The sequence below is a fragment of the Allobosea caraganae genome (assembly GCF_003351345.1).
Classification (GTDB): domain Bacteria; phylum Pseudomonadota; class Alphaproteobacteria; order Rhizobiales; family Beijerinckiaceae; genus Allobosea; species Allobosea caraganae.
In genome coordinates, this window is the sequence record NZ_QQTO01000033.1 from 139,288 (window position 1) to 157,795 (window position 18,508).

An 18,508-nucleotide genomic window follows, 5' to 3' on the forward strand; every position below is an offset into this window, starting at 1 on the left:
CTGTGGGACGCCTCGATCATGACCAAGCATGCGCCGTACACCGGCTCTCTGACCGCGCTGGTGACGCCCTTCAAGGGCGGCAAGGTCGACGAGGCCGGCCTGCGCGCGCTGGTCGAGTGGCAGATCGAGAATGGCAGTCACGGATTGGTGCCGGTCGGCACCACCGGCGAGAGCCCGACGCTTAGCCATGACGAGCACGGCAAGGTCACGGAGATCGTCCTCGATCAGGCCAGGGGCCGGGTTCCCGTCATCGCAGGCGCCGGGTCGAATAACACTGCGGAGGCGATATCGCTCGCCCGGCATGCCGAGAAGGCCGGCGCGAATGCGCTGCTGGTGGTGACGCCTTACTATAACAAGCCGACGCAGGAAGGCCTCTACCAGCACTTCAAGGCGGTGAACGACGCGGTCGGCATACCCATCATCATCTACAACATCCCGCCGCGATCGGTGATCGACATGTCGGTCGAGACCATGGCGCGGCTTTATGAACTCAAGAACATCGCAGGCGTGAAGGATGCCACCGCCAACCTCGCCCGCGTCTCGTTGCAGCGCCACGCCATGGGGCCGGACTTCATCCAGCTCTCCGGCGAGGACATGACGGCGCTGGCCTATATGGCGGCGGGAGGCCATGGCTGCATTTCCGTTGTCGCTAATGTCGCGCCGAAGCTGTGCTCGGACCTGATGGTCGCAGCGCTGAAGCGCGAATACGCAACGGCGCTCAAGATCCAGGATCGCCTGATCCCGCTGCATGACGCCGTCTTCAAGGAGCCGGGCCTGGCCGGCGCCAAGCATGGGCTCAGCCTGCTCGGCCGCGTCGAGGACGAGGTCCGCCTGCCTCTGGTGCCGGTGACGGCTGCCACAGGCAAGGTAATCCGCGAGGCCATGGTTCACGCCGGCCTGTTGAATGCCTAGATAGAGGCGCTGCGTTCGTCCGGTTGCCCCGGCTGAACGCCGGGAGAGCGAGATGTACGAGCCAAGCCATTTCAAGGTCGAAGACCGCGATGCCCTCCACGAGGTCATCCGCGCCAATCCGCTCGCCACGCTGGTGACCGCGGGCGAGGGCGGGCTGCTGGCCAACCCCGTGCCCTTCGTGCTGCATCCGGAGCTCGGCGAGCAGGGCATCCTGCGCGCGCATCTGGCGCGGCCGAACCCGCAATGGCGCGCCATTGCGGCCGGGGCCGAGACGCTGGTCGTCTTCACCGGCGTCGAGCGCTACATCACGCCGGCCTGGTATGCCGCCAAGCGCGAGCACGGCAAGGTCGTGCCGACCTGGAACTACGTCACCGTGCAGGTGCGCGGCCCGGCCCGCGCCATCGAGGATAGCGAGTGGCTGATGGCCCAGCTCGAATCGCTGACGCGCCAGCAGGAGGCGCCGCGCGCCGAGCCCTGGTCGGTCTCGGATGCGCCGGCTCCCTTCATTGCGGCGCAGACGCGCGGCATTGTCGGCATCGAGATCGAGATCGCCGCGATCGTCGGCAAGTTCAAGCTGAGCCAGAACCGGCAGGAGGCCGACAAGCTCGGCGTTCTCAATGGCTTGAGCGCCGACCCTGAATCGGAATCGCAGGCGATGGCCGGTCTCGTGAAGGCCTATGGCTTCGGGCGATCGGCATGAGCAAGCCGGATCCGGAGCGCTACAAACTCGCCGCCGACAACCGCAAGGCGCGCTACAATTACGAGATCATGGAGACGCTGGAAGCGGGCATCGCCCTGCAGGGCACCGAGATCAAGTCGCTGCGCGGCGGCAGGGCGACGATCGGCGAGAGCTATGCCGGGCCGATGGGCACCGAGCTCTTCCTGTTCAACGCCCATATCCCGGAATATCTCGAAGCCAACCGCTTCAACCACGATGTCCGCCGGCCGCGGAAGCTCTTGCTGCATCGCCGCCAGATCAACAAGCTGATGGGCGCGATCCAGCGCGACGGCTTCACCGTCATCGCGCTCAAGGTCTATTTCAACGACAAGGGCAGGGCGAAGGTCGAGCTTGGGCTGGGCCGCGGCAAGAAGCTGCACGACAAGCGCGAGACCGAGAAGGCCCGCGACTGGAACCGCGACAAGGCGCGGATCATGAAGGCCGGCGGCTAGGCTTCGCTCGCCTCGGCCTTCGGGCCATGACATCTGGCAAGCACCTAACCGCTTCATCCCGGGCAAGCGCAGCGCAGAACCGGGATCCATCGTAGGGCTCCGGTGCTCGACGATGAATCCCGGAGCGGCGCGGCTTCGCAGCTTGTCCGGGATGACGTCGAGAGTTGGATGAGCGGCGCGATCCTATCGAGACGTTGCCTCCTTCACCGCCCCGACCGCAATCTGCGCAATCGTCGTGATCGCCGTCTCGCGCGTGATTTGGCCGCTTGTGGCCGAGCGCGCCAGTGCTTCTGTCGCGCCCAAAATGCCCGAGAACAGCGCCTCGCTGCGCTCCGGGGGAACGGCGGCGACGGCCGAGAAGGCCCCGGCATATCCGGCAATGCAGGCCCGGCGCGAGGCCTGGAGGAAGTCCTTGGTCTCCTCATAGGCGCAAAGCGTCGCGGCGATCTCCTCGCTTGCCGGCCCGGAGGTCAAGGCGCAATCGACATAAGCGGTGGCGACGATCTCGGCGACTTCGGTCAGCGTCCTGCCGCTCGCCGCGATGGCGGCATGCATCGCGGCGTTCTGCCGCTCCTCGTAGTCGCGGTAGAGCGCCAGCAGCAGGCCGGCCCGCGTGCCGAAATGCTCGTAGGTGATCGGTTTGGTGACGCCGGCCTGCTCGGCCAGCGTCGCGAGCGTCAGGGTGTCGGTGCCGTCCCGGCGCACCATGTCGAAGGCGGTCGCCAGCAATTGCTGGCGCCGCTCGCCCTTGGCCAGACGCCTGGTCCCCGCCACTTGTGCCGTCTCCATCGACTTACTGAGTGTAACCTACACTCAGTAAGGACGAGATGCGGCAGGAGCAAGAGCTCCACCGTCATTGCGAGGAGGCACAGCCGACGAAGCAACCCAGGGGGACGTAGAGCGCAGTCCCCCTGGATTGCTTCGCTGCGCTCGCAATGACGGGAGAGCGGCTTTAGCCGACAGCCTTCTTGAAGTTCGCGTTGGCCTTGTCCCAGTTCACCGTCTTCCACCAGGCGGCCAGGTATTCGGGCCGGCGGTTCTGGTACTTGAGGTAGTACGCATGCTCCCAGACATCGACGCCGAGCACCGGCCGGGCGCCGAGCTCGAGCGGCGTGTCCTGGTTGGCAGTCGAGATGATGGCGAGCTTCTTGTCCTTGCCGACGACGAGCCAGGCCCAGCCCGAGCCGAAGCGGCCGGCACCGGCGGCGTTGACCTTGGTCACCATGTCGGCCACCGAGCCGAGCGAAGCGTCGATCGCGCTCTTGAGCTCGGCCGAGGGCTGCTGCGCCCCGCCCGGCACCATCAGGTCCCAGAAGAACGAGTGGTTCCAATGGCCGCCGACATTGTTGCGCACGCCGGTGCGGACATTTTCAGGCACGGCGCTGAGATCGGCGAGCATGGTCTCGATCGGCGTCGTCCGGAGCCCCGCCCATTGGCCGACGAGGGCGTTGGCGTTGTTCACATAGGCCTGGTGATGCGCGCTGTAGTGGATGCGCATGGTCGCGGTGTCGATATTCGGTTCCAGCGCATCGAAGCCATAGCCGAGCGGCGGCAGGGTGAAGACCGGTGGCGGGGCTGCGGCCGGGGCGGGCGCAGCCTGCGCCAGCACGAGCGCGGGGCGGGCAAGCACGAGTGTACCGGCGGAGCCGGCGGCAAACGCAGTGAGGAAGCGACGGCGATCCACGGTAAACCCTCCCAGTTGTTATGGTGCGGCCCAGTGTGGACCGCCCATCGGTGCGGTGGTCAAGAGATCGCCGCCGAGCCATGCGGCGGTCGGGAATGCAAGATCGACGTGAGGCTCAGCCGTCGACGGTCTCGTCGCCCTGGCGGATGCCGTAGCGCCGCTCCAGGCTGGGATTGCCAGGGGTGCCGGGGGCGCCCGGGCCGCGCGCGGCGCGCTCGGCCGGATCGCGCCCGACCTTCGGCATCAGGTGCGACAGGTCGAGGAACTCGTCGCATTGCCGGCGCAACTCGTCGGAGACCATCGGCGGGTTGGTGGTGATGGTCGAGACCACCGAGACCTTGACGCCCTTGCGCTGCACGGCCTCGACCAGCGGCCGGAAGTCGCCATCGCCGGAGAACAGGTAGATCTGCTCGAGATGCGGGGCGAGTTCGAGCATCTCGATGGCGAGCTCGATATCCATGTTGCCCTTCACCCGGCGGCGCCCGGTCGCGTCGGTGAATTCCTTCGCCGCCTTGGTGATGACCCGGTAGCCGTTATAGTCGAGCCAGTCGACGAGCGGGCGGATCGAGGAATACTCCTCGCTCTCGACCAGGGTGGTGAAATAGAACGCCCGAATCAGATTGCCGCGGCCCTGGAATTCCTTGAGCAGGCGACGATAGTCCATGTCGAAACCAAGCTGTTTCGACGTGGCATAGAGATTGGCGCCATCGATAAAGAGCGCAATGCGCGGGTCGGCGGCCATGTAATGACTCCTGGCTCGAAGAATGCCTTAAATGACAGGATTAAGAAAGATGGCGGTCTAACCATGTCGAATGACCGCCAATTTTTCAGCAGTACCGCGGTTGTGGTGTGGCGTCTCGCCGCAGCTGGCTAAAAAGGGCGGCTCAGGCGGTCAAGCCGCGGCTCCCGGGCTTGATCGCGGGAATGGCGGCGAGTTCCGGCGGCAGCTTGTCGGGCGCATAGGCCGGCACGTCGAGCGAGAGCAGGCTGACCAGCTGGACGCCGAGATCGGCCTTGCCGGCCGAGCGGTCGACCAGGCAGGCGGCGCCGAGGATGGTGCCGGGCTCGTTGGCGATCGAGGCCAGGCATTCGCGCGAGGACAGGCCGGTGGTGACGATGTCCTCCACCATCACCACGCGCGCCCCGGCCGGGATGGCAAAGCCGCGGCGCAGCTTGAACTGGCCGTCTTCGCGCTCGACGAACACGGCCTTGGCCTTGAGGTGCCGCGCCGTCTCGTAGCCGGGCACGATGCCGCCCACAGCCGGCGAGACGACATAATCGACTGTGCCGAAGGCGGCTTCGATCTTGGCCGCGAGCGCTTTGCACAGGCGCTCCGTGCGCTCCGGATCCTGGAAGATGAACATCTTCTGCAGGAAGAGCGGGCTGCGCAGCCCGGAGGATAGAATGAAATGGCCTTCGAGCAATGCCCCGGCATCGCGAAATTCGGCCAGAACCTGATCGTCGGTCATTTGGTCTAATCCGGTCACAAAACTGCAACGTCTTAGCTGCGGACCGCGCGATGTTTCAAGCTTCAGATTTTGGCAAACCACAGCAATGGAGCGGTCGCGGCGTTTTTTCTGCGAGGCCGATTTTGCAGGTCAGCCGACCACGCGCTCGACCCGGCTGATCACCCGCTTCTCGCGCAATTCGCTGATGATGGCGCTGAGATGCTTCAGGTCCCAGACCGTCAGGTCGATCGTGACATTGGTGAAATCGGGGTTGGGCCGGTTCATCGCCACCGCGTCGATATTGCCGTCATGCTCGGCGATGGTCGTGGTGATCTGCGCCAGCGATCCCGGCTCGTTGATCGAGTTCAGCGCGATCCGGGCCGGGAAGCGCTGCGGCGCCTTGTCGTCGAGGTCCCAGCGCACGTCGAGCCAGCGGTCGGGCTCGTTGTCGAAGGCGGCGAGCGACGGCGACTGGATCGGGTAGATCGTCACGCCTTCGCCCGGCGTCAGGATGCCGACGATGCGGTCCCCCGGTACCGCGCCGCCATCGGGTGCGAAGCGTACCGGCAGGTCGCCGCCGAGGCCACGGATCGGGATGGCGTTGGCGCCCGGCGTCTCGCCCGGCAGCTTGAATTTAAGGTTGTCGCCCTTGCGCAGCTCGAACCAGCCCTTGCCGTTGCTGGCGGCCTTGGGATCGCCCGAGGCGGTGCGCTTCTCCGGCTCGAGATCGGGATAGACTGCCTTGACCACGTCGCCGGAGAACATCTCGCCGCGCCCGACGGCAGCCAGCACGTCGTCCACAGCCGTGCGCGCCAGCCGCTTCAGCGCGGCCTTGAGCTTGTCGTCGGTGAAGGGCCGTTCGGCGCGCTGGAAGGCGCGCTCCAGGATCTGGCGGCCGAGCCCGGCATATTGCCGGCGCACCGCGGTGCGGGTGGCGCGACGGATGGCGGCGCGGGCCTTGCCGGTGACCACGAGCGATTCCCAGGCGGCTGGGGGCGCCTGGCCCTCGGCGCGGGTGATCTCGACCTCGTCGCCGTTCTGAAGCTCGGTCAGCAGCGGCGCAATGCGGCCGTTGATCTTGGCGCCGACGGCGGTGTTGCCGACATCGGTATGGACCGCATAGGCGAAGTCGATCGGCGTCGCGCCGCGGGGTAGGGCGATCAGGCGCCCCTTCGGCGTGAAGCAGAAGACCTGGTCGTGGAACAGTTCGAGCTTGGTATGCTCGAGGAACTCCTCCGGGCTGTCGCCCTCGGCCAGCAGGTCGACCGTGCGCCTGAGCCATTGATAGGCCCGGCTCTCATCGGCGAACTGGGTCAGCTCTGTGGTGCGCCCGTCCTTGTAGTGGGCGTGGGCCGCGATGCCGTATTCGGCGATGCGGTCCATCCTGTCGGTGCGGATCTGCAGCTCGACGCGGCTATGGCCGGGGCCGACCACGGTGGTGTGGATCGAGCGGTAGTCGTTCTGCTTCGGCGTCGAGATGTAGTCCTTGTAGCGCCCCGGCACCATCGGCCAGGTCGTGTGGACGATGCCGAGCACGCGGTAGCAATCCTCCAGCGTGTCGACGATGACGCGGAAGCCGAAGATGTCGGAGAGCTGCTCGAACGAGACCGACTTGCGCTCCATCTTGCGCCAGATCGAATAAGGCCGCTTGCGCCGGCCGGAGACGTCGGCCTGGATGCCGCGCGCCGCGAGCTTCTCCTTCAGGTCGAGCTCGATCGCGCTGATCACGCTGCCTTCGCGCTCGGTAACCTCTTCGAGCCGCCTCGTGATGGTCTCGTGCGCCTCCGGCTTGATATGGCGGAAAGCGAGCTCCTCGAGCTCCTCGCGCAGCTCCTGCATGCCCATGCGGCCGGCGAGCGGCGCGTAGATCTCGGCCGTCTCCTCGGCGATGCGCAGGCGCTTCTCGGGCGCGACGAAGTGCAGCGTGCGCATGTTGTGCAGCCGGTCGGCGAGCTTGACCAGCAGCACGCGGACATCGTCGACGATGGCGAGCAGCAGCTTGCGGAAATTCTCGCCCTGCGCCGCCTTCTTCGAGACGAGGTCGAGCTTCTTGATCTTGGTCAGGCCGTCGACGAGCCGGCGGATATCCGGCCCGAACATGCTCTCGATCTCTTCGAGCGTCGCGGCCGTGTCTTCCACGGTGTCGTGCAGCACGGCGGCGACGATGGTCGCATCGTCGAGCTTCAGATCGGTGAGGATCGCCGCGACTTCGAGCGGGTGGGCGAAGAACGGGTCGCCCGAGGCGCGCTTCTGCGTGCCGTGCGCGCGCATGGCGTAGACATACGCCCGGTTGAGCAGGTCCTCATCCGTGTTCGGATTGTAGCTCCTGACCCTGTCAACGAGCTCATATTGCCGCATCATGCCCATGCGGGTCCCAGTAACACCTGCCAATGGTTTGCAATCATTCAATATCGGCACGGCGATCGGAGGCGGCAAGACGAAATCGGATGGGCGTCATGAAAAAGCCCGGCACTGCCGGGCTTTACAGCATATCCCACAAAAGTGGGATGCACTTTTGCGGGGGGAGCGCTCTCGCTCAGTCTTCGTCGTCGGCGCTCTCGGTCGGCGGCACCAGGCCGTCGAGGCCGCGCAGCAGGTCTTCTTCGCTCATGCGGTCGAACTGCACTTCCGAATCGGGCGTCGAGGCGCTCTGGCCGGGAGCGGCGAGCAGCGGCACGGTCTCGGCCTCGGGCTCGTCGACCTCGACATGCTTCTGCAGCGAGTGGATCAGGTCTTCCTTCAGATCCTCGGGCTTCAGCTTCTCTTCGGCGATCTCGCGCAGCGAGACGACGGGGTTCTTGTCGTTGTCGCGCGGCACCAGGATCGGCGAGCCCGACGCGATCATGCGGGCGCGGTGGCTGGCGAGCAGCACGAGCTCGAAGCGGTTATCGACCTTGTCGATGCAGTCTTCAACGGTTACGCGAGCCATGGAACGGCTCCTTCTGATCTTAGCGATGCAGGGAAAGATGATCTGAGCCGGCCATACAGCGAATGCCGGCTGGATGCAAGATTCTTGCGAACTCAGGCTCAGCCGTTTCCGCGCATCCGGCTGACCAGCTCATCGAGCCCCGGCTCGCGGCGCGCCAGCCCGTCATGCTCCGCGATGGCCATGGCCGGCAGCTCGTGCGGCTGGAGCTGGGCGAAGCGCATCCGCATCGCCGTCGCCACGCCCTCGCCGAAGGCGATCGCCTCGCGGTTGCCGATGGCGGAGAGGAAGCTGATCGTGCTGGCCGAGGCATCGGCGATGGCCGAGCGGATGATCTGCTGGTCGCGGTCGTTGGCGAGCCGCATCGCGAAGATCGTCGAGCATTGCGACAGGATGGTCGGGTCGAGCTCGCCCGGGCGCTGCGTCACCACGCCGAGATAGCAGCCATATTTGCGGCCCTCCTTGGCGATGCGGGCGATCGCCCGGCGGGTCGGGGCGAAGCCGAGCGCGGTGTCCGCGGGCACGTAGCGATGCGCCTCCTCGCAGAGCAGCAGGATCTCGTAGCTGCCCTGGCTCCACATCGCCAGGTCGAAGGAAATGCGCGCCAGAACGGACGCGACCGAGTTGACCACCTCGGAGGGCAGCCCCGCGAGCTGGAACACCGTGATCGGCTTGCCGTGCTGCGGAATGCGGAAGACCTGCCCGATGACCGGGCTCATGCTCTCGATCATGTTCGCGCGCGCGAACATGAAATGGTAGCGCGGGTCGGCATAGAGAGTCTCGAGCCGGACCTTGAGCGCGCGCAAGGCGGTGCGCGGGTAGCGGATCTCGTGTAGGCCGGTCAGCTCGTCGAGGACCGTGAAGGCGTCGGTCATCCGGTAGGGCAGCGGCGCGTCGGCGGAGGAGCCGGCATTGTCCGGCCCGCGCCGCGGTGCGGTTGGGTCGAGCGGCCGCTTCAGCAGCGTGCTGTTGAGGTCGCGCAGCATGTCCTGGGCCGAGATCGTGCGATAGCGCGCCCGCGCCGCGGCGATGACCTCGCGCAGGATGTCGACCTCGTCCGGGTCCGGCCGGCCGCGGAAGACGACGTCGGCGAATTCGTCGAGCCGGAACATCCAGAAGGGCAGGTCGAGCGTCGAGGCCTCGATCGTCACGGCCTTGTCGGGGAAGGCATGGGCATATTCGTTGTGCGGGTCGAGGATCAGCACCCTGAGCTGCGGCTTGACTGAGACCGCCTTGCGCAGCAGCAGCGAGACTGCGCTCGACTTGCCGACGCCTGTGGTGCCGACCAGCGCGAAATGGCGCGACAGCATGCGCTCGATGTCGACCGTGGCGGGGATGCTGGCATCCTGGGTCAGGTGGCCGATGGCCGTGCCGCCGCGGCCGCCGAGATCATGCACCAGCGCGAGGTCTCCGGCGCGGATGCGGTGCGCCACCGCGCCGACCGGCGGATAGGTAGTGATGCCGCTCTGGAAGCGCTGCCGGCCGTCCCCGCCTTCGAGCACCTCGCCGACGAGCTCGACCTCGACATGCACGTCGTTGGCGCCGCGGTCGTCCCAGCTCTGCTCGACGGCCTTGATCTGGTAGACGATGCCGACGATGCGGCTGTGCCCGAGATTGATCGAGATCATCCGCCCGACGGTCCAGGCCTCCTGCGGGATGCGGCTGCCCTGCTCCAACGTGGCGCCGATCGTCGCGCGCGCGCCGTTGCAGGCCAGCACGTGGCCGAGCGCGCGGTCCGGCCCCTGGCCGAGATCGCGGCGGTCGGGGGAAAGGTCGTTCTCGAATCCGCTCTTGTTGACTGCGAGCTGCACGGGCGGGCTGCCTTTGCCTCTTTGCGACGATCCGTGACGCTACGCGCGAGCGCTTAAGAGAGCTTTCCCATAGGGGAGGTGTTTGCTGCCGCGGTTACCAAATCGACAAGAAGTCCGGGACAATCGCTCCGCACCCATCAGCGAACGTGGTCCGCGCGATCAATTTCCTTGCCTTGAGCCGGGCGGGGCGTGGGTCTATGCAGCGGATGAGAGGCGAGGGGGCTGCCATGACGACGAGCCGGTTGCGACTGGGCGTGAACATCGATCACGTCGCCACCGTGCGCAACGCGCGCGGCGGCACCTGGCCCGACCCGGTTCGCGCCGCGCACCTGGCCGTGAAGGCTGGCGCCGACGGCATCACCGCGCATCTGCGCGAGGATCGCCGCCACATTCGCGACACCGACATGGAGCGGCTCGCGAGCGAACTCACCGTGCCGCTGAACTTCGAGATGGCAGCGACCGCCGAGATGATCGCGCTTGCCGAGCGCTTCAAGCCGCATGCAGCCTGTCTCGTGCCGGAGAAGCGCGAGGAGCGCACCACCGAGGGCGGACTCGACGTCGTCGGCCAGGAGGCCGCGCTGAGGCCTGGCATCGTCAGGCTCAAGGCGGCCGGCTGCCGCGTCTCGCTCTTCATCGAGCCGGACGAGGCGCCGATCGCGCTGGCGGTCAAGCTCGGCGCGCCGGTGGTCGAGCTCCATACCGGCACCTGGTGCCACGCTGTCGCCGATGGCCATGCCGAGAAGGCCGAGGTCGAGTTCCGCCGCCTGGCCGCCGGCGCCGCCTTCGGCACGTCGCTCGGCCTGGAGGTCCATGCCGGCCATGGGCTCGACTACGACACGGCGCGCAAGCTTGCCGGCGTGCCGGAGTTCGTCGAGTTCAACATCGGCCATTTCCTGATCGGCGAGGCGATCTTCCTCGGGCTCGAGCAATCGATCGCGCTGATGCGCGCGGCGATGGACGAAGGCCGCGCCGCCGCGTAAGCCTGCCGTCATGATCCTCGGCATCGGCTCCGATCTCTGCGACATCCGCCGCATCCAGAACTCGCTCGACCGCTTCGGCGAGCGCTTCACGCATCGTATCTTCACTGCTGGCGAGCGCGCCAAGTCGGACCGGCGCGCCACGCGTGCGGAATCCTATGCGCGCCGCTTCGCCGCCAAGGAGGCTTGCTCCAAGGCGCTCGGCACCGGCCTGCGCGCCGGCGTGTTCTGGCGCGACATGGAGGTGGTGAACCTGCCGAGCGGCGCTCCGACCATGCGGCTCACGGGCGGTGCCGCGGCGCGGCTCCGGGCCATGACCCCGCCGGGCTGCGAGGCGGTCATCCATGTGTCGCTGACCGATGATCCGCCGCTGGCGCAGGCCTTCGTGGTGATCGAGGCGCGGCCAAAGGCCGTCTGACGGAGTCCGGATATGGCGCATGGCGGCGATGGCACGAACCAGGAGCGCCTTCGCGCCCATTTCATCGGCCAGGCCAGGGGCTGCCGTCAGCTCGGCTCCCCCTTCACAGCGCTGGTTTGCGAGTTGCTCGCCGAGCGCCTCGACCGTACCAGCGCCTTCGGCCGGCGCATGTTCGACTGGCCGGGCGAGCCGCGGGCCGATGCGCTCTCCTTGCGTGCGGCCGGTGCCTTGAACGCATTGGCGCGGTCCGGGCGGGACTTGGCCTTGCGAGCGGCCTATCCGCCGAATGAGACCCAGGCTGAGCCGCTCTGGCAGGCTCTGAGCGCCGCGATTGCCGGGCATGACGCCTTCCTCACCAGCTATCTCGACAGTCCGCCCCAGACCAACGAGGTCAAGCGCTGCGCCGTGCTGCTCGGCGGCGCGCTGGTCATCGCCAGGGAATCGGGTCTGCCGCTCGATCTGATCGAGATCGGCTCCAGCGCCGGGCTCAATCTCGGTTTCGAGCGCTATCGCTACGAGCTTGGCTCGGCCGAATGGGGTAGTGCGGACGCGCCGGTCACGATCAGGAGCCAATGGCGCGGAACGCTGCCGCCGCTCGATGCGCCGCTTGCGGTTGCGGCACGACGCGCCTGCGATCTCAACCCGCTCGACCCGTCGCGCCGGGAGGATCGGGAACGCGTGCTCTCCTATATCTGGCCGGACCAGGCCGATCGCCTCAGCACCACCGAAGCGGCCTTCGACGCCGCGGCTGCCGCGCCCTGGCGGGTCGAGCGCGAAGATGCCGCGACCTGGGTCGAGGCGAGGCTGTCCGAGACGTCGCCGACGAGCCGGGCGCGCGTGCTGATGCACACGATCATGTGGCAATACCTGCCCGAGCCGACCAAGCAGCGCATCACCGCGGCGATGATGCAGGCCGGCGCAGCTGCGATGGCCGAGCGCCCACTCTATTGGCTGCGCATGGAGGCCGATGGCGACAGCGCCGCGGTGACGCTCGGCAAATGGCCCGGCGGCGCGGAGCGCGAGCTTGGCCGGGCCGATTACCATGGCCGCTGGGTCGAGTGGCATTGAGCCTTCGATAGCGTCCGTCAAAACGAAACCGCCCGCCGAGAGGGGCGGGCGGTTCGTCAATTTCGTGCGACTGTATAATCAGCCGCGGCCGGTGATCTCGCCTTCCGGCTCGTCGCTGAGCCAGCGGTAGATGACGCCGCCGAGGACGCCGCCGATCAGCGGCGCGACCCAGAACAGCCAGAGCTGCTGCAGCGCCCAGCCGCCGACGAACAGCGCCGGGCCGGTGCTGCGCGCCGGATTGACCGAGGTGTTGGTCACCGGGATGCTGACGAGGTGGATCAGGCACAGGCCCAGGCCGATCGCGAGCGGGGCGAAGCCGGCCGGCGCCTTGCCATGGGTCGAGCCCATGATGATGAAGAGGAACATCATCGTCATCACCACTTCGATCAGGAAGCCGGCGATCAGGCTGTACTGGCCGGGCGAATGCTCGCCATAGCCGTTCGAGGCGAAGCCTTTGGCGAGGTCGAAGCCCGGCGCTTCCCTGGCGATCAGGTAGAGCACGAGCGCGCCGAGGATGCCGCCGATCACCTGGGCGACGATATAGGGCACGACCTGGCTGCCCGGGAAGCGCCCGCCGGCCGCAAGGCCGACCGTCACGGCCGGGTTGAGATGGCAGCCCGAGACATGGCCGATCGCGTAGGCCATGGTGACGACCGTCAGGCCGAAGGCGAGCGAGACGCCGAGCAGGCCGATGCCGACCTGCGGGAAGCCGGCGGCGATCACCGCGCTGCCGCAACCGGCAAAGGTCAGCCAGAACGTGCCGATGACCTCGGCCACGTATTTCTTCGCATTCATGAGGAACCCCCTGAGTCGATGTGGGACGCTGCGCACACAACAGCCCGGAGCCGGGATAGAGGCAGGGCGTAAACGAGACGTTAGCCTTAACCGACGCTTGCCACAGGGCAGGCGCCTTGGTCTGAGCGGCCTCGGCGGCCAAGTTGGAACCTTTTCCGCGCCCTTGTGCGTTGCAGCAGCAACGAGGCTCGGCAGGGGCGTCGCCGGTCTCTGGAGGAGCTGCGCATGAATTCGATCGAACGCTGGTTCGCCGAATCGATGTCGAGCTTACCTTGGGACTCGTTCCGGATCATCTCCCCGGCTATTTTTTCGGCAGTGACTCGTCCCGGCCGGATTGCCTCGCCCCGCAATATGGCGACGCGCGCATGACGGGCCGGCTCCCGGCGCGGCCATTTCGACGAGATCATGCCCCAATCTCGTGCTGATAGGCTGGGAAGCGCGTTGTCCCCCGTCCAATACTCCGCTATGCCCGCGCGTTGGAATTATGAAGGAGCGCCCGCGTGGCCAACGACGCCGAGATCAAGAAGATGGCGAAAGAGCAGGGCAAGGCGGTCAAGGAGGAGGGCGGCATCCTCGAGACGATCAAGGTCGTCGTCCAGGCGCTCCTCATCGCCCTCGTCATCCGCACGCTGCTGTTCCAGCCCTTCAACATTCCCTCGGGCTCGCTGATCCCGACGCTGCTGATCGGCGACTACCTCTTCGTCTCCAAGTACACCTACGGCTATTCCAAGCACTCGATCCCGTTCAGCCCGCCGCTGTTCAACGGCCGGGTCTGGGCGGCCCCGCCCAAGCGCGGCGACATCGCGGTGTTCAAGTTGCCGAGCGACGGTTCGACCGACTACATCAAGCGCGTCATCGGCCTGCCCGGCGACCGCATCCAGATGATCGACGGCATCCTGCACATCAACAACCAGCCGGTGAAGCGCGAGCGCATCGCCGACTACGTCACCACCGACAACTGGGGCCGCAACGTCCCGGTCATCCAGTATCGCGAGACGCTGCCCGAGGGCGTCAGCCACATGATCATCGAGCGCGAGGGCGATACCGGCTCCTTCGACAACACGAAGGTCTTCCTCGTGCCCGAGGGCCACTACTTCATGATGGGCGATAATCGCGACAACTCGCTCGATTCTCGCGATGTCAGCGTCGGCTACGTGCCCTTCGAGAATTTCGTCGGCCGCGCCGAGATCATCTTCTTCTCGATCGAGGACGGCGCCTCGGCCTGGCGGATCTGGGAATGGCCCTGGACGGTTCGCTGGAACCGCCTGTTCTCGACGATCAAGTGACGAAACCCAACGATCACGCCCGGAAGCTGCCCGATCTCTCGCGGTTGGAGGCGAAGCTCGGCCATGTCTTCGCCGATCGCGGCCTGCTCGAGACCGCGCTCACCCATATGAGCGCCGAGGGCACGCGTCGCGGCAGCTACCAGCGGCTCGAGTTTCTCGGCGACCGCGTGCTCGGCCTCAGCATCGCCGACATGCTCTTCGCCCGCTATCCCGAGGCCGAGGAGGGCGACATGTCGCGCCGCCTCGCCGATCTCGTGCGCAAGGAGACCTGCGCCGAGGTCGCGATCGCCTGGGATCTCGGCTCCTTCCTGAGGCTCGGCGAAGGGGAGATCCTTGGCGGAGCCCGCAAGAACAAGGCGATCCTCGCCGATGCCTGCGAGTCGATCATCGGTGCGGTCTTCATCGATGGCGGCTATAGTGCCGCGCGGGACCTCATCGAGCGGGCCTTCGGCGAGCGCCTGCTGAAACCGGTCCGGCCCTTGCGCGACGCCAAGACTGCGCTGCAGGAATGGGCGCAGGGACGTGGCTACCAGACGCCGACCTATAGCGAGCGCGGTCGCTCGGGGCCGGATCACGCCCCGCTCTTCCGCGTCGCTGCCCGCATCAGCGGACTGCCCGACGCCGAGGCGGAGGGACCATCGAAGCGATTGGCCGAGCAGGCCGCGGCCGAGGCGTTCCTGCGCCGTGAAGGGCTCTGGAGCGAAACCATGGAGGTCGGCAATGGCTGAGGCGCAACAGCCCTCACAGCCCACACGGGCAGGTTTCGTCGCGCTGATCGGCGCGCCCAATGCCGGCAAGTCGACGCTGCTGAACCAGCTCGTCGGCGCCAAGGTCTCGATCGTCTCGCGCAAGGTGCAGACGACGCGGACCCAGGTGCGCGGCATCGCTTTGACGGGCCCGACGCAGATCGTCTTCGTCGACACGCCCGGCATCTTCGCGCCCAAGCGCCGGCTCGACCGCGCCATGGTGACGAGCGCCTGGGGCGGCGCGACCGATGCCGACCTGATCGGCGTGCTGATCGACGTCGCCAAGTTCGACCATGAGGAGAACGTCAAGCTGCTCGAACGGCTCGCCGAGCTGAAGCAGCCGAAGTTCCTGATCCTCAACAAGATCGACACGGTGCCGAAGGAGAAGCTGCTCGCCATCACCTCCGAGGTGAACGCGCGCACGACGTTCGAGACGACCTTCATGATCGCGGCTTTGACCGGCTACGGCGTCAAGGACATGCTGTCCTGGCTGGAGACCCGGATGCCGCTCAGCCCCTGGCTCTACCCTGAGGACCAGATCTCGGATGCGCCGCTGCGCTTCCTCGCCGCCGAGATCACGCGCGAAAAGATCTTCGAGCGGCTGCATGACGAGTTGCCTTACCGCTCCACCGTCGAGACCGAGCAATGGCAGCAGCGGCCGGACGGCTCGGTGCGGATCGAGCAGACGATCTATGTCGAGCGCGAGGGCCAGCGCAAGATCGTGCTCGGCGAGGGCGGCCAGACCATCAAGGCGATCGGCCAGGCCGCGCGCAAGGAGATCACCGAGGCGGCCGAGGCCACGGTCCATCTCTTCCTGTTCGTGAAGGTGCGCGAGAACTGGGCCGATGATCCCGAGCGCTATCGCGAGATGGGGCTGGAGTTTCCGCGGGGCGGCTAGCGCGGCTGCTTCGACCTCCACGTCATTGCGAGCGTAGCGAAGCAATCCAGGGGGAGTGCGCGAGCCCCCTGGATTGCTTCGCTACGCTCGCAATGACGGGAAATTGGTTTAGCGCGCCGTCCGAAACGCTGCCGCGAGTTCCCTGACGAAGGCATTGCCGCGCGGTGTCGCGACATTGCTTCTGAGCACGACCTCGGACGAGCCGAGCGCGGGTAGCCCCCCGGCCGCCCCGACATCGACCGCGCCCGGTGGTGCGATCCGCGCTGCCAGCGGCGAGACGCCGAGCCCGGCCTGAACCGCCGCCAGCACGGCCGCCATGCCGCCGCCGATGAAGGCCTCGCGCCAGCTTATGCCGGCGCGGCCGAGCGCCTCGATCGCATGGCGCCTGAGCCCGCATTCGGTCATCAGGCTGACCAGCGGCAGGGGCGCGGTCGCATCGCGCGCCAGCGACGGCGCCGCGAACCAGCCGAAGACGTCGCGGCGCAGGGTCTCGCCGACACGCCCGCCGCCGATTCGGCGCGTCACCGCGATATCGATCTCGCCGCGCTCGAAGGCCGCCTCCAGCACGCTCGACCGGTCGATCGTCAGGTTGATCACCAGCGTCGGGTCATGCCCCGCAAGCCGCGCGAGCAGGGCCGGCGCATCGGCCCCGACAGCCTGCTCGCTGATCCCGACGGCGATTCGCTCCGATGTCTCGGTGAAGGCGGCGCGCGCCCGCTCATGCGCGGCGAGCAGCTCGCGCGCTGCCGGCACGAAACGCTCGCCCTCGGCAGTCAGCTTGACCAGTCGCGGATGGCGCTGGAGCAGGGCGCGGCCCAGAACCTCCTCCAGCCGCTTCACGCGCGTGCTGACCAGCGATTGCGTCGTGCCCAGCGCCTCGGCCGCGCGGGTAAAGCTGCGCAGGTCGGCGGCGCCGAGGAAGGCCGCGACCGCATCGATATCGAGTGAAGCGCCACCCATAGATCCAAAATCCGTATGATTGATATCTATAACAATACCCTACTACGATGAATGCCTTGGCGCTAGCTATCGGGGCGGCGAGGCAAGGCCTCGCCCGAACCGGAGAGCCAACATGCCCCTGATCCGCATTTCCATGAGGCGCGGCCGTCCCGCCTCCGAGCCCGCCGCCATCGTCGACGGCGTCTACCGGGCGCTGCGCGAGGCTTTCGAGGTTCCCGAGGACGATCTCTTCGCCGTGATCCATCAGCATGATCCAGACGAGTTCATCTTCAACGCCAATTATTTCGGCTTCGCGCGCTCGGCCGGGCTCGTCATCATCCAGCTCACGGTCAGCGCCGGCCGCGGCGTCACCCAGAAGAAGGCGCTCTTTGCGAAGATCGCCGAGAACCTGCGCCGCGACCCCGGCCTGAAGCCGGACGACATCTTCATCAACCTCGTCGAGACCACGCGCGAGAACTGGTCCTTCGGCGCCGGCGTGGCGCAGTACGCCTGACCGCGCCGTCATGCTCGCCCTTGTGGCGAGCATCCACGTTTTGAACGGTGCCCGCGATAAGCGAAGACGTGGATGGTCGGGACAAGCCCGACCATGACGAGAAAGGCGCGCCGGGAAAACGAAGAAAATTGACCCTCGCCACTGCGCCGCCCTAACTCACGCGATGGAGTGGAGCGACGAGGGCACGATCATCGGCATCCGGCAGCATGGCGAGAGCGCCGTGATCCTGGAGGTGATGACGCGCGGGCACGGCCGCCATCTCGGCCTCGTCCGCGGCGGCCGCTCCACCAAGGTGCAGCCGGTGCTCCAGCCCGGCAATGCGGTGGCGCTGACCTGGCGGGCTCGGCTCGACGAGCATCTCGGCGAGTACAGGATCGAGCTGCTGACCTCGCACGCCGCAAGGCTGATGGCCGCTCCGGTCGCGCTCTACGGCCTCGCCACCATCGCCGCACTGCTACGGCTCTTGCCGGAGCGTGATCCGCATCCCGGGCTGCACGAGGCGCTCTCGGTGCTGATCGAGCATCTCGACGAGCCGTTGCTGGCGCCGGCGCTGATCGTGCGCTTCGAGATCGCCATGCTGTCCGAGCTCGGCTTTGGACTCGACCTCGTGCGCTGCGCCGTCACCGGCGCGAACGAGGACCTGACCCATGTCTCGCCGAAATCCGGCAAGGCCGTGAGTCGCAAGGCGGCTGAGCCCTATCTCGACCGCCTGTTGAGGCTGCCTGCCTTCCTCAGCGAGGGGCAGGGCGCCCGCCAGCCGGCCCCGGCCGATATCGCGGCAGGCTTCGCCCTGACCGGCTTCTTCCTGCGCCGCCATCTCTACGAGCCGCGCGGTCTCCAGGAGCCGCCGGAGCGGGCGCGATTGATCGAGCTCGCCGCACGAATCCACTGACTTTTTCGGCCTCGGGGCGCTATG

21 protein-coding genes are annotated in these 18,508 nt (G+C 67.0%); 12 read left to right on the top strand and 9 right to left on the bottom strand.

Annotated features, from left to right (window positions below):
* Positions 1 to 18: 18 nt before the first annotated feature.
* The 3 genes from dapA to smpB are packed head-to-tail and all read left to right on the top strand — an operon-like array spanning position 19 to position 2,082.
* Positions 19 to 912 carry a 4-hydroxy-tetrahydrodipicolinate synthase gene (gene dapA / locus DWF00_RS21545; protein ID WP_114829755.1) on the top strand — a complete coding sequence of 298 codons (894 nt, stop codon included), beginning with the start codon at positions 19 to 21 and terminating at the stop codon, positions 910 to 912.
* Between the two features lie 52 nt (positions 913 to 964).
* Positions 965 to 1,612, top strand: coding sequence for an FMN-binding negative transcriptional regulator (locus tag DWF00_RS21550; protein WP_114829754.1), 648 nt, complete (start codon positions 965 to 967; stop codon positions 1,610 to 1,612).
* Positions 1,609 to 2,082, top strand: coding sequence for an SsrA-binding protein SmpB (smpB, locus tag DWF00_RS21555; RefSeq protein ID WP_114829753.1), 474 nt, complete (start codon positions 1,609 to 1,611; stop codon positions 2,080 to 2,082). The genes DWF00_RS21550 and smpB overlap by 4 nt, the downstream gene beginning before the upstream one ends.
* 183 nt (positions 2,083 to 2,265) lie before the next feature.
* On the opposite strand, the gene DWF00_RS21560 is transcribed toward smpB, so the two are convergent.
* The 7 genes from DWF00_RS21560 to DWF00_RS21590 all read right to left on the bottom strand — a co-directional run bounded on the left by DWF00_RS21560 (position 2,266) and on the right by DWF00_RS21590 (position 9,951).
* Entirely contained in the window at positions 2,266 to 2,856 is a 591-nt protein-coding gene (locus DWF00_RS21560) for a TetR/AcrR family transcriptional regulator (protein ID WP_245974177.1), read from the bottom strand.
* A 178-nt stretch (positions 2,857 to 3,034) separates the two neighbouring features.
* Complete coding sequence (locus DWF00_RS21565; protein ID WP_342769122.1) at positions 3,035 to 3,766, bottom strand: superoxide dismutase; 732 nt, start codon at positions 3,764 to 3,766, stop codon at positions 3,035 to 3,037.
* Positions 3,767 to 3,881: 115 nt separating this feature from the next.
* A complete protein-coding gene (locus DWF00_RS21570) occupies positions 3,882 to 4,508 on the bottom strand; it encodes a LabA-like NYN domain-containing protein (RefSeq protein WP_114829751.1) in 627 nt (208 codons plus the stop codon).
* Positions 4,509 to 4,650: 142 nt separating this feature from the next.
* The gene (pyrE, locus tag DWF00_RS21575; RefSeq protein WP_114829750.1) at positions 4,651 to 5,235 is read right to left on the bottom strand and encodes an orotate phosphoribosyltransferase; all 585 of its coding nucleotides are present in this window, start codon (positions 5,233 to 5,235) and stop codon (positions 4,651 to 4,653) included.
* 129 nt (positions 5,236 to 5,364) lie between these two features.
* Positions 5,365 to 7,575, bottom strand: coding sequence for a RelA/SpoT family protein (locus tag DWF00_RS21580; RefSeq protein ID WP_114829876.1), 2,211 nt, complete (start codon positions 7,573 to 7,575; stop codon positions 5,365 to 5,367).
* A gap of 175 nt (positions 7,576 to 7,750) precedes the next feature.
* Entirely contained in the window at positions 7,751 to 8,143 is a 393-nt protein-coding gene (gene rpoZ / locus DWF00_RS21585) for a DNA-directed RNA polymerase subunit omega (RefSeq protein WP_114829749.1), read from the bottom strand.
* A 98-nt stretch (positions 8,144 to 8,241) separates the two neighbouring features.
* Positions 8,242 to 9,951, bottom strand: a complete 1,710-nt coding sequence (locus DWF00_RS21590; RefSeq protein ID WP_114829748.1) for an ATP-binding protein — start codon at positions 9,949 to 9,951, stop codon at positions 8,242 to 8,244.
* Positions 9,952 to 10,178: 227 nt separating this feature from the next.
* Here DWF00_RS21590 and DWF00_RS21595 point away from each other — a divergent pair, with 227 nt between their 5' ends.
* From DWF00_RS21595 to DWF00_RS21605, 3 genes are read left to right on the top strand one after another with little or no spacing between them, the layout of a single operon-like run.
* Positions 10,179 to 10,931 (top strand): pyridoxine 5'-phosphate synthase, encoded by a 753-nt coding sequence (locus tag DWF00_RS21595; protein WP_114829747.1) that lies wholly within the window; start codon positions 10,179 to 10,181, stop codon positions 10,929 to 10,931.
* 10 nt (positions 10,932 to 10,941) lie between these two features.
* Positions 10,942 to 11,346, top strand: coding sequence for a holo-ACP synthase (gene acpS, locus DWF00_RS21600; protein ID WP_114829746.1), 405 nt, complete (start codon positions 10,942 to 10,944; stop codon positions 11,344 to 11,346).
* A gap of 12 nt (positions 11,347 to 11,358) precedes the next feature.
* Positions 11,359 to 12,414 carry a DUF2332 domain-containing protein gene (locus tag DWF00_RS21605; protein WP_114829745.1) on the top strand — a complete coding sequence of 352 codons (1,056 nt, stop codon included), beginning with the start codon at positions 11,359 to 11,361 and terminating at the stop codon, positions 12,412 to 12,414.
* Between the two features lie 78 nt (positions 12,415 to 12,492).
* Here the strand turns inward: DWF00_RS21605 and aqpZ are convergent, their stop codons facing one another.
* Positions 12,493 to 13,209: an aquaporin Z gene (gene aqpZ, locus DWF00_RS21610; protein ID WP_114829744.1), complete on the bottom strand. Its 717-nt coding sequence runs from the start codon at positions 13,207 to 13,209 to the stop codon at positions 12,493 to 12,495.
* Between the two features lie 225 nt (positions 13,210 to 13,434).
* Between aqpZ and DWF00_RS29555 the strand changes: the two genes are divergently transcribed.
* The 4 genes from DWF00_RS29555 to era all read left to right on the top strand — a co-directional run bounded on the left by DWF00_RS29555 (position 13,435) and on the right by era (position 16,139).
* Positions 13,435 to 13,578 carry a hypothetical protein gene (locus tag DWF00_RS29555; protein WP_181832681.1) on the top strand — a complete coding sequence of 48 codons (144 nt, stop codon included), beginning with the start codon at positions 13,435 to 13,437 and terminating at the stop codon, positions 13,576 to 13,578.
* A 158-nt stretch (positions 13,579 to 13,736) separates the two neighbouring features.
* Positions 13,737 to 14,495, top strand: a complete 759-nt coding sequence (lepB, locus tag DWF00_RS21615; protein ID WP_114829875.1) for a signal peptidase I — start codon at positions 13,737 to 13,739, stop codon at positions 14,493 to 14,495.
* Positions 14,492 to 15,223: a ribonuclease III gene (gene rnc, locus DWF00_RS21620; protein ID WP_245974179.1), complete on the top strand. Its 732-nt coding sequence runs from the start codon at positions 14,492 to 14,494 to the stop codon at positions 15,221 to 15,223. The genes lepB and rnc overlap by 4 nt, the downstream gene beginning before the upstream one ends.
* Positions 15,216 to 16,139, top strand: a complete 924-nt coding sequence (era, locus tag DWF00_RS21625) for a GTPase Era (RefSeq protein ID WP_114829742.1) — start codon at positions 15,216 to 15,218, stop codon at positions 16,137 to 16,139. Before rnc ends, era begins: the two co-directional genes overlap by 8 nt.
* 108 nt (positions 16,140 to 16,247) lie before the next feature.
* On the opposite strand, the gene DWF00_RS21630 is transcribed toward era, so the two are convergent.
* On the bottom strand, positions 16,248 to 17,099 hold the full coding sequence (locus DWF00_RS21630) for a LysR family transcriptional regulator (protein ID WP_114829741.1): 852 nt from the start codon (positions 17,097 to 17,099) through the stop codon (positions 16,248 to 16,250).
* A gap of 112 nt (positions 17,100 to 17,211) precedes the next feature.
* On the opposite strand from DWF00_RS21630, the gene DWF00_RS21635 reads away from it, so the two are divergent.
* Positions 17,212 to 17,592: a tautomerase family protein gene (locus DWF00_RS21635; RefSeq protein ID WP_114829740.1), complete on the top strand. Its 381-nt coding sequence runs from the start codon at positions 17,212 to 17,214 to the stop codon at positions 17,590 to 17,592.
* 163 nt (positions 17,593 to 17,755) lie between these two features.
* A complete protein-coding gene (recO, locus tag DWF00_RS21640; RefSeq protein WP_114829739.1) occupies positions 17,756 to 18,484 on the top strand; it encodes a DNA repair protein RecO in 729 nt (242 codons plus the stop codon).
* Positions 18,485 to 18,508: the final 24 nt, after the last annotated feature.

Coding starts and splice junctions, on each gene's coding strand:
- dapA (WP_114829755.1), top strand. CDS start 19: ATGACCAAGCATGCGCCGTACACCGGCTCTCTGACCGCGCTGGTGACG.
- DWF00_RS21550 (WP_114829754.1), top strand. CDS start 965: ATGTACGAGCCAAGCCATTTCAAGGTCGAAGACCGCGATGCCCTCCAC.
- smpB (WP_114829753.1), top strand. CDS start 1,609: ATGAGCAAGCCGGATCCGGAGCGCTACAAACTCGCCGCCGACAACCGC.
- DWF00_RS21570 (WP_114829751.1), bottom strand. CDS start 4,508: ATGGCCGCCGACCCGCGCATTGCGCTCTTTATCGATGGCGCCAATCTC.
- pyrE (WP_114829750.1), bottom strand. CDS start 5,235: ATGACCGACGATCAGGTTCTGGCCGAATTTCGCGATGCCGGGGCATTG.
- DWF00_RS21580 (WP_114829876.1), bottom strand. CDS start 7,575: ATGATGCGGCAATATGAGCTCGTTGACAGGGTCAGGAGCTACAATCCG.
- rpoZ (WP_114829749.1), bottom strand. CDS start 8,143: ATGGCTCGCGTAACCGTTGAAGACTGCATCGACAAGGTCGATAACCGC.
- DWF00_RS21595 (WP_114829747.1), top strand. CDS start 10,179: ATGACGACGAGCCGGTTGCGACTGGGCGTGAACATCGATCACGTCGCC.
- acpS (WP_114829746.1), top strand. CDS start 10,942: ATGATCCTCGGCATCGGCTCCGATCTCTGCGACATCCGCCGCATCCAG.
- DWF00_RS21605 (WP_114829745.1), top strand. CDS start 11,359: ATGGCGCATGGCGGCGATGGCACGAACCAGGAGCGCCTTCGCGCCCAT.
- aqpZ (WP_114829744.1), bottom strand. CDS start 13,209: ATGAATGCGAAGAAATACGTGGCCGAGGTCATCGGCACGTTCTGGCTG.
- DWF00_RS29555 (WP_181832681.1), top strand. CDS start 13,435: ATGAATTCGATCGAACGCTGGTTCGCCGAATCGATGTCGAGCTTACCT.
- lepB (WP_114829875.1), top strand. CDS start 13,737: ATGGCGAAAGAGCAGGGCAAGGCGGTCAAGGAGGAGGGCGGCATCCTC.
- era (WP_114829742.1), top strand. CDS start 15,216: ATGGCTGAGGCGCAACAGCCCTCACAGCCCACACGGGCAGGTTTCGTC.
- DWF00_RS21630 (WP_114829741.1), bottom strand. CDS start 17,099: ATGGGTGGCGCTTCACTCGATATCGATGCGGTCGCGGCCTTCCTCGGC.
- DWF00_RS21635 (WP_114829740.1), top strand. CDS start 17,212: ATGCCCCTGATCCGCATTTCCATGAGGCGCGGCCGTCCCGCCTCCGAG.
- recO (WP_114829739.1), top strand. CDS start 17,756: ATGGAGTGGAGCGACGAGGGCACGATCATCGGCATCCGGCAGCATGGC.